This window comes from Azorhizobium oxalatiphilum (assembly GCF_014635325.1).
In the GTDB taxonomy this organism is placed as follows: Bacteria; Pseudomonadota; Alphaproteobacteria; order Rhizobiales; family Xanthobacteraceae; genus Azorhizobium; species Azorhizobium oxalatiphilum.
In genome coordinates this window covers 1,137,041-1,149,621 of the sequence record NZ_BMCT01000001.1, presented here as the reverse complement: position 1 = coordinate 1,149,621, position 12,581 = coordinate 1,137,041, and the positions used below count along the sequence as shown (strand labels likewise).

The 12,581-nt window shown below is 67.8% G+C and carries 11 protein-coding genes; 4 read left to right on the top strand and 7 right to left on the bottom strand.

Going from position 1 to position 12,581, the window contains the following annotated elements:
- Positions 1 to 81: 81 nt before the first annotated feature.
- Both IEW24_RS05195 and IEW24_RS05190 read right to left on the bottom strand, forming a co-directional pair.
- Entirely contained in the window at positions 82 to 480 is a 399-nt protein-coding gene (locus IEW24_RS05195; RefSeq protein WP_244644170.1) for an endonuclease domain-containing protein, read from the bottom strand.
- A gap of 384 nt (positions 481 to 864) precedes the next feature.
- Positions 865 to 1,386 (bottom strand): YcgN family cysteine cluster protein, encoded by a 522-nt coding sequence (locus tag IEW24_RS05190; RefSeq protein WP_188576030.1) that lies wholly within the window; start codon positions 1,384 to 1,386, stop codon positions 865 to 867.
- 335 nt (positions 1,387 to 1,721) lie between these two features.
- Between IEW24_RS05190 and IEW24_RS05185 the strand changes: the two genes are divergently transcribed.
- From IEW24_RS05185 to IEW24_RS05175, 3 genes are read left to right on the top strand one after another with little or no spacing between them, the layout of a single operon-like run.
- On the top strand, positions 1,722 to 3,887 hold the full coding sequence (locus tag IEW24_RS05185; protein WP_244644168.1) for a transglycosylase domain-containing protein: 2,166 nt from the start codon (positions 1,722 to 1,724) through the stop codon (positions 3,885 to 3,887).
- 13 nt (positions 3,888 to 3,900) lie between these two features.
- Entirely contained in the window at positions 3,901 to 4,476 is a 576-nt protein-coding gene (locus IEW24_RS05180) for a DUF1214 domain-containing protein (protein WP_188576028.1), read from the top strand.
- A complete protein-coding gene (locus IEW24_RS05175) occupies positions 4,473 to 5,138 on the top strand; it encodes a DUF1254 domain-containing protein (RefSeq protein WP_188576027.1) in 666 nt (221 codons plus the stop codon). The genes IEW24_RS05180 and IEW24_RS05175 overlap by 4 nt, the downstream gene beginning before the upstream one ends.
- Positions 5,139 to 5,360: 222 nt before the next feature.
- Here the strand turns inward: IEW24_RS05175 and IEW24_RS05170 are convergent, their stop codons facing one another.
- From IEW24_RS05170 to IEW24_RS05160, 3 genes are all read right to left on the bottom strand, one after another.
- Complete coding sequence (locus IEW24_RS05170) at positions 5,361 to 8,480, bottom strand: autotransporter outer membrane beta-barrel domain-containing protein (protein ID WP_244644166.1); 3,120 nt, start codon at positions 8,478 to 8,480, stop codon at positions 5,361 to 5,363.
- A gap of 411 nt (positions 8,481 to 8,891) precedes the next feature.
- Positions 8,892 to 9,101 carry a hypothetical protein gene (locus IEW24_RS05165; RefSeq protein WP_188576025.1) on the bottom strand — a complete coding sequence of 70 codons (210 nt, stop codon included), beginning with the start codon at positions 9,099 to 9,101 and terminating at the stop codon, positions 8,892 to 8,894.
- Positions 9,102 to 9,246: 145 nt separating this feature from the next.
- Positions 9,247 to 10,386, bottom strand: a complete 1,140-nt coding sequence (locus IEW24_RS05160) for an NAD(P)/FAD-dependent oxidoreductase (RefSeq protein WP_188576023.1) — start codon at positions 10,384 to 10,386, stop codon at positions 9,247 to 9,249.
- A gap of 235 nt (positions 10,387 to 10,621) precedes the next feature.
- Here IEW24_RS05160 and IEW24_RS05155 point away from each other — a divergent pair, with 235 nt between their 5' ends.
- The gene (locus tag IEW24_RS05155) at positions 10,622 to 11,554 is read left to right on the top strand and encodes a GGDEF domain-containing protein (protein WP_188576021.1); all 933 of its coding nucleotides are present in this window, start codon (positions 10,622 to 10,624) and stop codon (positions 11,552 to 11,554) included.
- Between the two features lie 28 nt (positions 11,555 to 11,582).
- Here IEW24_RS05155 and IEW24_RS05150 read toward each other — a convergent pair whose 3' ends face one another.
- Positions 11,583 to 11,747 carry a hypothetical protein gene (locus tag IEW24_RS05150; protein WP_188576020.1) on the bottom strand — a complete coding sequence of 55 codons (165 nt, stop codon included), beginning with the start codon at positions 11,745 to 11,747 and terminating at the stop codon, positions 11,583 to 11,585.
- A gap of 467 nt (positions 11,748 to 12,214) precedes the next feature.
- Positions 12,215 to 12,559 (bottom strand): DUF1491 family protein, encoded by a 345-nt coding sequence (locus IEW24_RS05145; protein WP_188576018.1) that lies wholly within the window; start codon positions 12,557 to 12,559, stop codon positions 12,215 to 12,217.
- Positions 12,560 to 12,581 lie beyond the last annotated feature (22 nt).

The following is a 12,581-nucleotide window of genomic DNA, read 5'->3' as shown; positions in this document are numbered from 1 at the left end:
GAGAGGGCTTTGCGGTCCGCCATTTTACGACGGTCCCATCAGCCATAGCGACCTATCCCCTCTCCCGCTTGCGGGGGAGGGTTAGGGTGGGGGCTGAGCGCCCTCGTCGCGCGTAGCCGCGGTGATGGTTTCCAGCACACCCGGCATGTTCTTCAGGACATCCAAATTGCTGAAACGCAGCATGCGGAAACCGAGCCGGGACAGAACCGCATCGCGCCGCATGTCACGTGCGCGCCCCGGCTCCTCGAAGTGCTGCCCGCCATCCAGCTCGATCACCAATTGCGCGGGCAAGCAGACGAAATCCACCACATAGATCGCGAGCGGATGCTGACGCCGGAAGCTGAGCCCGCCAAGGCGATGTCCGCGCAATTGCCGCCAGAGGGCCTGCTCGGCATCAGTCATGTCTGAGCGCAGGGTGCGCGCACGCTTCCGATGGCCTGTGCCGATACGCCAATCCCGAAGGTCGCGCTCGCCCGACATGACCCGCCTGGCCCCCTCCCAACCCTCTCCAAGCGGGAGAGGGCGTTGCCCGCCCGATATTCTGCAAACCATTTCCGGCCAGAGCAACCTGTCCCCTCTCCCGCTTGCGGGGGAGGGTTAGGGAGGGGGCTGAGCGCCCTCTCCGCCTGTCGCCGCGACAATAGTTTCCAGCGCGCCCGCCATTGCGCCGATCCCGCAGGTCGCGCTCCCCCGACGGGCCCGCCTTGCCCCCTCCCAACCCTCCCCCGCAAGCGGGAGAGGGCTTTGCGGTCCGCCATTTTACGACGGTCCCATCAGCCATAGCGACTTGTCCCCTCTCCCGCTTGCGGGGGAAGGTTAGGGAGGGGGCAAGGGCGCGCCGCAAAAGCCTTCGCGGCGTCTGTCCTAGGCGCGCCGCTTCGCCTTCGGCGCGGCCACCGGCGGGGCTTTCGCCTTGCGGGGCCAGCGCAAAGGCCAGGCCACCACGTGGGCGATCAGCTCCATCATGCCGAAACGATCCTCCGGCCCCGCCACGCGCCCCGAAACAGAAACACCCGCCGCGGTCACGGTGGCCGGATCGCCCGACACCAGAGGATGCCACCACGGCAGATCCTTGCCCTCGTCCACCAGCCGGTAGGCGCAGGTGGGCGGCAGCCAGCCGATGGTGTCCAGCACCTCCGGCGTCAGGCGCACGCAGTCGGGCACCTGCTGCTGGCGGTTGGGATAGTCGGTGCAGCGGCAGGTCTCGCCATCCAGTAGCCGGCAGCCGATGTCCGTATAGGCGATGTCGCCCGAGTCCTCGTCCTCGAGCTTGACGAGGCAGCAGCGGCCGCAGCCGTCGCAGAGGCTTTCCCACTGGGTGTCAGTCATCTGCGCCAGCGGGGTGGTGCGCCAGAATGGAAGCGTAGTTACCGGAGGTTGAGACATAAGGCGTAGAGCTATCCCATAGGCACGGCGAAATGAAGGGCCGTCCCCAGCGGATCGCCGCAACCACACGAGGGCGTTACGTGAACACCTCGCGAAAAGGATGGCGCCGCGCTATATGCTGGGGTGGAGATGGGACCGGCAGCCCCGCCGCCTCAGGGCCGCAGGCGCATGCCGGAATTGATGCGTAACGGCTCCGGAGCCGGATCACTTCAGATTGCCTCAATCTGAAGCGTGAATCCGCCCCTGCGTGCTCAAGTGCGTAACGGCTCAAAGCCCGCGACATCACGGCCCCCGTGCCGCGACGCCACGGCGAGAAAGATGATGGTCCTGCTGCGGTGAGCGAAGGCGAGCGATCCCCGTTCCGGAAGTGGCTGCGCAATGCGCTGCTCGATCTGGATTCCCGCATCGACAGCGGGATGTTCCGGCTCGGCGCCTTCACGCGCCGGTCGGCGGCCGGCTATTCCGCCTTCATGGACCGCTTCTCCCTGAGCGGCGTTCCGCGCTTCTTCGTCGGCATGGCCTCCGAGGGCTTCACGCTCGGCGCCGCCGGTTTCGTGGCCCTGCTGGCCCTCGCGCTCCCCGCCTTCCAGGAAACCTCCGACGACTGGCTGAAGCGCACGGAACTGGCCGTCACCTTCCTCGACCGCTACGGCAACGTGCTGGGCGAGCGCGGGGTAAAGCAGAACGATACCGTGCCTCTGGAGGAAATCCCCGACACCCTCATCAAGGCGACGCTCGCCACCGAGGACCGGCGCTTCTACGAGCATTTCGGCATCGATGTGGGCGGCACCCTGCGCGCCGTCGTCACCAATGCGCGGGCCGGCGGCGTGCGGCAGGGCGGCTCCTCGCTCTCCCAGCAGCTGGCCAAGAACCTGTTCCTGTCCAACGAGCGCACCATCGAGCGCAAGGTCAAGGAGGCGTTCCTGGCCATGTGGCTGGAAAGCCGGCTGACCAAGAGCCAGATCCTCAAGCTCTATCTCGACCGCGCCTATCTCGGCGGCGGCGCCTACGGCGTGGATGCGGCGGCGCGCTACTATTTCGGCAAGTCGGTGCGCGAGGTGAATCTGGCCGAGAGCGCCATGCTGGCCGGCCTGTTCAAGGCCCCCACCAAGTTCGCGCCCCACATCAACCTGCCCGCCGCCCGCGCCCGCGCCTCCACCGTGCTCGACAATCTGGTGGATGCCGGCTTCATGACCGAGGGTCAGGTATTCGGTGCCCGCCGCAGCCCCGCCACGCCCATCGATCGCCGCGACAATGCGGTGCCCGACTATTATCTGGACTACGCCTTCACCGAGGTCCGCAAGTTCGTGGACACGCTGCCGAAAAGCGTGAACGAGCGCTCCTTCGTGGTGCGCACCGGCCTCGATCCCAACATCCAGCTGGTGGCGGAAGCGGCGCTGGACCAGTCGCTGCGCGAGTTCGGCAAGGACTACAAGGTCAATCAGGGCGCCATCGTCATCATGGAGCCCAACGGCACCGTGCGCGCCATGGTGGGCGGACGCGACTATGGCGAGAGCCAGTTCAACCGCGCCACCGACGCCCTGCGCCAGCCCGGCTCCTCCTTCAAGCCCTTCGTCTACACCACCGCGCTGATCGGCGGCATGAGGCCGGACAGCAAGGTGGTGGATGCGCCGTATTGCAACGGCAACTGGTGCCCGCAGAACTATGGCCGCAGCTATATGGGCACCATCACGCTCAAGACCGCGCTCCAGCATTCGCTGAACACGGTGGCGGTGCGCCTCGGCGATCGCTATGGCCGCAACAAGATCATCGACCTCGCCCACTCCATGGGCATCACCTCCGAGCTGAAGACCTCGCCGGCTTTGCCGCTGGGCGCGGCGGAAGTGAACCTCGTGGACATGGCCACCGCCTATTCGGTGTTCGCCAATGGCGGGAAGAGCGTCTATCCCCACGCCATGGTGGAGATCCGCATCGGCGACGGCGCCGTGCTCTGGCGCTTCGACCGCGATGCGCCCAAGCCCAAGCAGCTCATCCCGCCGGACATCATCGGCATGATCAATCCCATGCTGAACAACGTGATCGAGAACGGCACCGGCCGCCGCTCGCGGCTGGAGAACATCAAGGTCGCCGGCAAGACCGGCACCACCAATGCCTATCGCGACGCGTGGTTCATGGCCTTCACCGGCAATTATGTGGGCGGCGTCTGGTTCGGCAATGACGACTACCAGTCCATGAACCGCATGACCGGCGGCACCCTGCCCGCCATGACGTGGCAGAAGGTGATGGCCTATGCCCATCAGGGCATCGAACTGAAGACCATTCCCGGCCTCGGCAACGAGCCGGCGCCCAAGCTCGACCCGCCGCCCCCGCCCATCGAGGTGCCCGGGCTGGAGGCCAACGAGCGGCCCATCACTTTGTCGCCCAAGGCCGCCGCCGACCTCAGCCGTCTGGAGCGGCTGTTCAAGGAAGCCGCCCCCCTGCCCGCGCAGCGCCCCGCCGGCCCCACCGCCTCGGTGGAACCGGCCGGCCGCGCCAACTGACGGCCCGATTTCCGTGCGCGCCTTCTCCCTCGTCGCCACCTTCGCCATCGCCGCCGGCCTCGGGCTCGGCGCCACATGGCTTGCCGTCACCAAGTCACGCGGCATGGATCTCGTGCGCGCGGGGGCGTGGGAAGGCTGGCCGCGCTCCGGCACCACGCAGGCCGATCCTTACGCCCGCGCCTTCGTCGCCCGCTCCGGCGAGCTGCCGCTGGAACTGGCGGACGGCCTCCTGTTCCTCGCCCGGCAGGACAGCGCCGGCAAGGGGCTGGACGGGCGCTGCGACATCCGCATCTCCGGCCGCCTGCCGCAGGCCCGGCTGTGGACGCTCACCGTCATGGACGGCAAGGGCGCGCTCATCGACAACGGCGCCGAGCGCCACGGCTTCACCTCGGCGGAGCCGGTCTATTCCACGGCCGGCGACCTCGACATCGTGCTGAGCCCGCGCGCCCATTCCGGCAACTGGGTGCCCACCGGCGCCCGGCACGACGTGCAGGTGGCGCTGCGGCTCTATGATGCGCCCTTCAGCTTCGCCTCCGGCGTGGTGGATGCAGCCATCCTGCCCACCATCACCACGGAGGCCTGCCCATGAGCCTGCGGGGAACGAGTCTGCGGGGAACATCCCTTCGCGGCCCGCGCCGCGCGCTGGCGCCGCTCAAGGGCAGCCTGCCGAACCCGTGGCGCTGGCGCCTGCCGGCGAAGGCGGCGCGGCCTTCCATCCTGCTGCGCCTCGCCATCATTCTGGTGCTGGCGGCGCTGGTGCATCTGGTGTCGATCCTCGCCATGCCGGCGCTGGCCGATCGTGCCGCCTTCCGGCGGCTGGCGGCGGATCATCCGATCAATGAACTGGTGCTGCTGCCCGACACCACCTCCGCCAGCGGGGCGCTGCCCATGCTGGATCCGGCCTTCATCACCGCCGTCTGTCTCTATGATCTGTCGAAGCAGCCGCTGAAGATCCGCGTGCCTGCAACCGCTGATTATACGTCGGTGTCCTTCTACACGGCGCGGGGCGTGGGCTTCTATGCGCTCAGCGACAAGGCGGCCGGGCGCGTCATCGAGCTGGACCTGATGACGCCGACCCAGAAGGCGGCCATGCCCGAGGATGAGGAAATCACCGCCGCCGACCGGCTGGTAGTCACCTCGCCTTCCACCACGGGCGTTGCTCTTGTGCGCGCCTTCTCCCGCGACCGGGACATGCGCGACATGATCCGCCACCAGCTCGAAGCCGCCACCTGCGCGCCGTCGGCGAGCTGAGGGCGGCGTCGGGTTCGGAGACCGAGCGACAGTCACAGCGCCACCAATGCAGCAAAAAACCGTCATGCCCGGGCTGGTCCCGGGCATCCACGCGGTTCCGCTCGGAACAGCCTGCAGAGGTTTACACTGTCGGCACGGCGTGGATGGCCGGGACAAGCCCGGCCATGACGGCGCTTTGTTGGGAAAGCGCGCGTTGACTGCCGATCCGCCGCCGCGCCCCCCTCAGAAATTCCAGGTGAAGCTGCCCTTCACGGCGTTCTGCTGCGCGCTGGAGGCGAACTCGCCCACATAGGACAGGCTCACCTTCACCGCCGTGTTCAGCTTGAGGTCGGCGCCCACGTCGAACAGCGCGGTATTGGCGGCGATCGGCACGCCAGAGACCGTGAAGCCGGTGCCGGTGAGGCCGGCGAAGCCCAAAGCGGCGGTGGGAGTGACATCACCGAAGGCATATTGCCAGGCGGCCGAGACATGCGGCGCCAGAACCATGCCGTTGGCGAGCGCAATGTCGCTGGCCACCCGCAGGCCGAGCGTGCTGTAGCCCACGTCCGACGAGGATCCACCGCTGGTCAGCCCCACGGCGCTGGCGGTCTCGGTGAAGCCCTGCGTGTTCAGATGCGCCCATGCGAGGCCGGCGAACGGCTCCAGCGCGACAGCGCCATAGCTCAGCCCATAGCCCACCTCGCCGAACACCTGCGCGAGGCCCGCATTGTACTGGGCACTGGCGCGGTCAGCGAAAACGACCGCCTGCACCGTGCGCGTGGTGTCCACCTGGCTCAGCGTGTAGCTGACGCCGCCGCGCAGGCTCCACGCCCCAAGGTTCGTGCCGGCGTAAGCGGCGATGATGCCGCTGTCCGCCTGCGCCGAACTGGCCAGCGCCCCCACGGTGGCGTTCGACTGCGAATAGCCCAGCGCCACGCCCATGGTGGTGTCGGGCCCGAGGCGCTTGTCGAAGCCGGCCAGGATGCCGCCCAGCGACGTGCTGATGCCGGATGCATTGCCATTGCCGTCGAGACTGCCCCAGCTGCCATAGCCCTGCGCCCACATGGCGAGGCCGCGCGTCTGGTCGGGCTCCGTCACGGGAGCCTTGAGCGCCTTGGCGATGGACGCACCCGCCCCGCTCGGCTTGCCCTGCGGATCGGCGCTGTAGGCCAGTGCATCGCCACCATAGCCGAGCGCCGCCGTGGCGTCCGATGCCCCGCCATAGGAGAGCTGCCGCAGCCGCCCCAGCAGCGCCTGCCGGGTGAACAGGCCGTCCGTGAGCAGCACCGACTGCTCGCTGGCATGGGCCTCGCCGGACAAGGCGTTCAGCGCCGCCCCAAGCTGGACCGGGCCGAGGCCATAGAGGCTACCCAGCGCCGCCGCCGTGGCATTGCCCGTGGCGGAGGTGACGCCGCTGTTGAAGACGCTGTCCACCGCCCCGCCGGTCGCCGACTGATTGGCCGAGAAGCCGGCCTGCTGGGCCATCTGCGAGGTGAGCTTCAGGACCACGTTGTTGGTGGAATAATCCAGCGACGCGCCCACATAGGAGGGCAGGCCCGACGTGGCGAGCGTGGTGAAGGTGCCGCTGATGCCGCCTGTGGCCGCGATGAGATTGTAGCTGTTGGCGAGCGTCGAGGTCTGGAACGGCACCGCCAGCGTGCCGGCCAGCCGGGCGGTGCCGGTGATCCCCAGAAAGTCGTTGCCGGTCGAGGTCACGCGCAGGGAGAGCGTGCCGGCGGCGGTCTGCACGAAGGTGCCGCTGAGCAGATGGGTGATGGAGACGCCGGTGCCGGAAACGCCCAGCCAGCCGCTGTTCTCGAACCGCTTTTCCGGGCCGGCGGTGGCGGCGATGCGGCCGTCGATGACGCCGGCATTCACGATCACCGTGCCGTAGCTGTCCGGCCCGGTGCGCAAGGCGTCCGCCACGGCGGGGGCCTGGATGGTGCCGTAGTTCAGGAAGGTGCCGTAGACGCCGTGCAGTTCCACCGCCGCGCCGACCACGCCGGTGGCCTGCACCGTGCCGAGGTTGGTCAGCACGCCATAGGTTTCGCCGCGCATGCCGACGCCGCCATTGCCGGTCATCAGCACGGTGCCGCTGTTGACGATGTCGTCGCCCTTGCGGCCGGACAGAGCCGCCGTATTCACCGCATCCGAGGTCAGCGTGCCGGTGTTGCGGATGGGATTGTAGATGCCCGGAATGGTGGCCACATAGCCATAGGGCGTGCTCGATCCCGGCAGCAGATAGATGCCCACCACCGTGTCGCCATAAGCGGAGTTGGAGGACACCAGCGCCGCGCCGGGGATGTTGATCTCATACCAGGTGGCGACCCCGAGCGCGTCCACATGCAGCACGCCCGCATGCACCACGCCATCGGCCGTCACCCAGTCGGCCACCATGTTGTATTCGCCCGAGCGCCCGGCGCCGGTGATGCCTTCCAGATGGGTGATGATGGCGCCGGGATGGTCGTAGGTGGTCCAGGTGCCGGTGAGCGTGTTGTAGAGATAGCCGTGCTCGAAGCCGATGCCGCCGCCCGGCGCCACATTGGCATAGCCGCCCGCGATCATGTCGCCATAGACGCCATAAGCGGTGGTGCTGACCGCGCCGGGCATGTTGTTGGTGACATAGGTGCCGGTGGAGATGCTGTAGATGAAGGCATTTCCGGTGGCGAGGCGGGTGTCGTAATTGCCGACCACCGTGTTGCCGAAGGTCGAGTGGGCAATGGTGTAGAGGGTCGGATCGCTACCTGAGCTGGGATAGACCAGCGTGGTCAGCTGCTGGCCGGGCGCGGCCGCCGCGTCATAGAGATAGCTGAGATCGTAAGGCGAGGACGCGGAGGTGATGTAGCTGCCGACCGTGCGCAGCACGCCGCCCATGTTGCCGAAGCTCGGCCCATAGGGCGAGGAGCCGATGGCGCCGGGATAGTTCACGCCATTGGCGGTCGCCTCCGGCATGGCCGACCATTGGCCGGTGCTCATATTGTAGAGCAGGCCGCCGGTGGCGGTGGTGCCGGGCACCACGTAATTGCCGACGATGGTGTTGCCGCGAATGCCGGTGAGGAAGGTGCCCGTGGTGCCGTAATCCAGCGTCGTATAGCTGGTCGCGCCCGAACTTGAGCCCACCGCCAGCGAGGAGATGATGCTGATGGTGCTGACGAGCCCGCTGGTATCGATGGTGCCTGCGGTGCCCGGACTTGAGGCCGGCATCAGCGCGCCGCTGCCGAGGAAGGAGTCCGTGACGCCGGAATAGGGCGACAGCGACTGCGCGAGCGCGGCGCCGCTGCCGGCGCACAGCGCGAGCCCCACCACCGTAAAATGGGCGCAGGACGTCAGCAGAGACGACGTAAGAGAGGCCTTTTTCGACACGACGCAGTCCCCACCGCAACAAATCGGGAGGTAGCCTAGCATGGTCTCAAGCGGAGGATAGTCGTTGCGCCAGTTTTTACGATGCCGCGCGGGGCCGAGATCGAGAAGACGGGGAGCGTGTTATTTCCATCACATGTATTGGCTGAAATAACCGCGATACGGCCAATCTTTTTCATTGCATGCGGACGCCCGAGAGAGGCCGGCCAGGCAAATGCCTCGGGCATGAAGCGCCGCCGCGCCGGGCGCGGTCCGGAGGCCATGGCCAAGGGCCAAGGGGCAAGAGCGAGGGGCGAGAAACACGCAAGAGCGGGGGCGAGTGAAGTCGTCGCCGGCCGGGCGTCCAGGCCCGGGCATCATGAGCCGGGCGTCGCCATTGGCGCGCTGTCGCGTTCCTGGCGGGGGCGTAACCGCTCAGCGGGCGCGCCAGTCTCCGCCGGAAAAGAAGGGCGCCAGCGGATGATGATGCTTACGCGGCATCGGCACCTTGGGCATCGGCAGTTCCGTCTCGGGGTGACGCTCGATGCGCACCACGGGAAGGATGTAGATCTGTGCACTGGCGCCGCCCGTGACGGCGGCGCGGGTTCGGGGATGCTCGGTCGGGAATGGAACCACGCACGACATGGCCCTGTCCTCCAGAGTGGATCGTATGACAGTAACGTCGATCCAACCTGAAGGTTTCCTGAAGCTTGGCTGGTGAAGCCATCAAAACGCATATGCCGCAGGCGAGCGGATCAGAAACCACACCGAAGCACCATTGGGATGGGATTCAGGCCGCCACCGCCGCCGGTTCCAGCTGGCCGCTCACCCGATCGGCGATGGCGAGCGAGGAGGTGAGGCCCGGGCTCTCGATGCCGAACAGCCCCACCAGTCCCTCGATGCCATGGGTTTCGGGCCCGTGGATGAGGAAATCCGCCTGCGTGCCCTTCAGGGCCAGCTTCGGCCGCACGCCGGCATAGTCCGGCGTGAGCGCGCCGTCCTTCAGGCCCGGCCAGAAACGGCGCACGTTGGCGTAGAAGCCCTCGGCTCGGGCCGGATCCACGGCGAAGTTCACCGCGTCCGGATCGCCCGTCTCCAGCCATTCCACGTCCGGCCCGAAGCGCATGCGCCCGGCAAGGTCCAGCGTCACATGGGTGCCGAGCCCGCCGTCGATGGGCGCGGGATAGATGAGGCGCGAGAACACCGGCTTGCCGGCGTAGGAGAAATACGAGCCCTTCGCCAGCACCAGCGGGTGAATGCCGGAAATGTCGTAGCCGGCGATGCGCCCGGCCACCTGATGGGTCCACGGGCCGGCGGCGATCACCAGAGAGCGGGCCACCAGTTCCAGCGGCCCCTCGGGTGTCTCCAGCTGAAGCGTGAAGCGCCCGGCCCGCGCCGTGCCGGACACCACCTTGTGGTTCAGCAGCACCGCGCCGCCCGCATCCTCCACCTCGCCCTGCAGGGCCAGCATGTAGCCGTGGGTGTCGAGGATGCCGGTTTCCTTCACATTCAGCGCCGCCACCGCATTGAGCGCCGGCTCCAGCGCCATGGCGGCGGCGCCGTCGATCAGCTCGGTATTCTCGACGCCATTCTCCTTCGCGCGCACGGCGATGCCGGCGATCTTCTCGGCCTCGGCGTCATTGGTGGCGACGACCAGCTTGCCGCATTTGCGGTGGCCGACGCCGTGCAGGTCGCAATAGGCATAGAGCCGGCGGCGGCCTTCCACGCAGAGCAGGTGGCGCAGGGTGCCGGTCTCGTAATAGACGCCGGAATGGATGACCTCGCTGTTGCGCGAGGAAATGCCGGAGCCGATGAGCGGGCCGGCCTCCAGCACATAGACCTCGCGGCCCTGCCGGGCGCGGGCCGCCGCGCAGGCGAGCCCCACCACACCCGCGCCAATGACAATCTCTCCGACCTCGACCGTCTCCATGGCCGCCTTCCCGTGCGCTGTTTCTGCGTCTGCCTTAACGTCTAGAGCGTTGGCGGCGAAGAGGAAAGCCATCCGCAACGGCAGCGGGGCATGGGCGGGCGCCCGCCACCGCAGGAACCCGCGACACAGGTGCGACAACGGCCGTTATTTCCTATGATGCGCCCATCCGGCACGGCAAGCGTGTCCGCATGGAGCCGTAGATCTTGGCCCCGTAGATCCTGGACCCGTCGATCAGATGGACCCTTTGAGCAGCAAGCTCCTCGACCTGTACGAAGAGTCCCCCGTCCTGATGGCGGCGTATGACGGGACCGACCGCCTGCGCGCCGCCAATGCCGCCTTCCGCGCCGCCTTCTTTCTGGAGCGGGGCGAGACGCCGACCTGGGCGGAACTGATGCGGCGCAACTTCCCGCTCGGGCGTGGCACGGTGATCCGCGCCACGGATTTCGAGGGCTGGCTGCTGTCCACCGTGTCGCGGCGCGGCAAGACGCGCTTCCGCGCCTTCGAGACCGATCTGCACGACGGGCGCTGGCTCTGGATGACGGAGACGGTGGACGAGGAAGGCTGGATGCTGTGCATCGCCAGCGACATCACCTCCATGCGCGCCGGCCAGAGGCAGGTGCGGCAGGATCGCGATCTCGCCATCCGGGCCTCGCACACGGACGAGCTGACCGGCCTTGCCAACCGCCGCTTCGTCATCGCCCGCATCGAGGAGATGCTGGCGCGGCCGGGGCCGGATGGCGGGCTGGGCAGCCTTGCGGTGCTGGACCTCGACCATTTCAAGCATATCAACGACCGCTACGGCCACCATGTGGGCGACCGTATCCTGCGCGACCTTGCCGTGCGCATCCACCGCCTCGTGGGGCGGGTGGAGACGTTCGGCCGCGTGGGCGGCGAGGAATTTCTGCTGGTGCTGCCGGGGGTGGGGCTGGAGGCGGCGGGCGTGCGCGTGGAGCATATGCTCGACGCCATCCGCGCCACCCGGCCGATCGCCGAGCATCCGGAGCTGGCCTACACCTTCTCGGCGGGGGTGGCTCCGGGGCTTGACGGCGATACGGCGGAAAGTCTGTACGCCCGCGCCGACGAGGCGCTCTATACGGCCAAGATCGCGGGGCGCAACTGCGTGCATCTCGCCGGCCTCGGCCCCCTGCGCTCGCTGACCGAGGCGTGAGGGAAGAGGCGCGCGGCGCAGGCGCTGATCAGCCGATCTGTTCGAGGATGATCTGGCGCAGGTCTTCGCGGGTCATGCCGCAGGGCGGCTGATGGGGCTTGACGGAAACGGGGGTAGTGGTCGGACGCACGACGGGCGTCTTGGTCTTCAGATTATGCATGATGTCCTTGAAACTGCCGCTGGCGTCGATCAATTGGCGCGACGATTGCGGCTGGCCGACCGGATCGGCTCTTGCTTGATGTTATGTCGGGGTGAAAAGCGCCGATGCGGCGCGGAGAGCCTTTGTCGCTCTGGGATGGTTTATGACCGGTAAATGCGGTCATAAAAGGGCAGGTGCGTATGTTTTGTCCACACGGGCCGGATGGCCTGCTGGCCGGGCTTCTGCTGCATAAGTGCCCTTCGCCCGGCTCCCGCAGCCCTGAGCTCCCGCAACCATGAGCGCCCTCCCCGCCCGCACGACATGTCCCCTCTCCCGCTTGCGGGGGAGGGCTAGGGAGGGGGCAGTCCGGGTGGACCCGCTATTGGGCTGATGGTCAGGAGACGGGGAACGACGCGCCGTCCCGCGCTGCGCGCGGCCCCCTCCCCACCCCTCCCCGCAAGCGGGAGAGGGAGCGTGGTGCGCTCTATGCCGAGGCACGCGCCAGAATGCTGAGCGAAAACTCACTCCGGCGCGAGATCCAGAAAGCTGCGGCCCTCTCGGTCCTCGATCTCCACCAGCCACAGGTCCGGATCGAACCGCACTTCCTTGGTGATGCGCGCCTCCGCATCCGCTTCCGGCGCGCCGGGAGCGACGACGGGGGCGAACATGCGGTCCGCCGGAAAGCTTTCCTCGATCTCGCTCTGCGGCGCCGGGCCATACAAAGCGGCGGTGCCGTCGAGCCGTGTCACCTTCACGAAGATGGCGCCCGCCTCCTCCGCGCCGCGACGGCGCACCGCCGCGAATGCGCCCTCCACCTGCGCACGGCGCAGCAGAGCGGAAACGAAAATGGCACTCTTCAGCCGCATGCGCGGAACTCCCTGATCATCC

Bases quoted from the DNA above. Each gene is read 5' to 3' on its own strand.
- IEW24_RS05195 (WP_244644170.1), bottom strand. From the start codon at position 480: ATGTCGGGCGAGCGCGACCTTCGGGATTGGCGTATCGGCACAGGCCAT.
- IEW24_RS05155 (WP_188576021.1), top strand. From the start codon at position 10,622: ATGGACCCTTTGAGCAGCAAGCTCCTCGACCTGTACGAAGAGTCCCCC.
- IEW24_RS05165 (WP_188576025.1), bottom strand. From the start codon at position 9,101: ATGTCGTGCGTGGTTCCATTCCCGACCGAGCATCCCCGAACCCGCGCC.
- IEW24_RS05160 (WP_188576023.1), bottom strand. From the start codon at position 10,386: ATGGAGACGGTCGAGGTCGGAGAGATTGTCATTGGCGCGGGTGTGGTG.
- IEW24_RS05145 (WP_188576018.1), bottom strand. From the start codon at position 12,559: ATGCGGCTGAAGAGTGCCATTTTCGTTTCCGCTCTGCTGCGCCGTGCG.
- IEW24_RS05190 (WP_188576030.1), bottom strand. From the start codon at position 1,386: ATGTCTCAACCTCCGGTAACTACGCTTCCATTCTGGCGCACCACCCCG.
- IEW24_RS05175 (WP_188576027.1), top strand. From the start codon at position 4,473: ATGAGCCTGCGGGGAACGAGTCTGCGGGGAACATCCCTTCGCGGCCCG.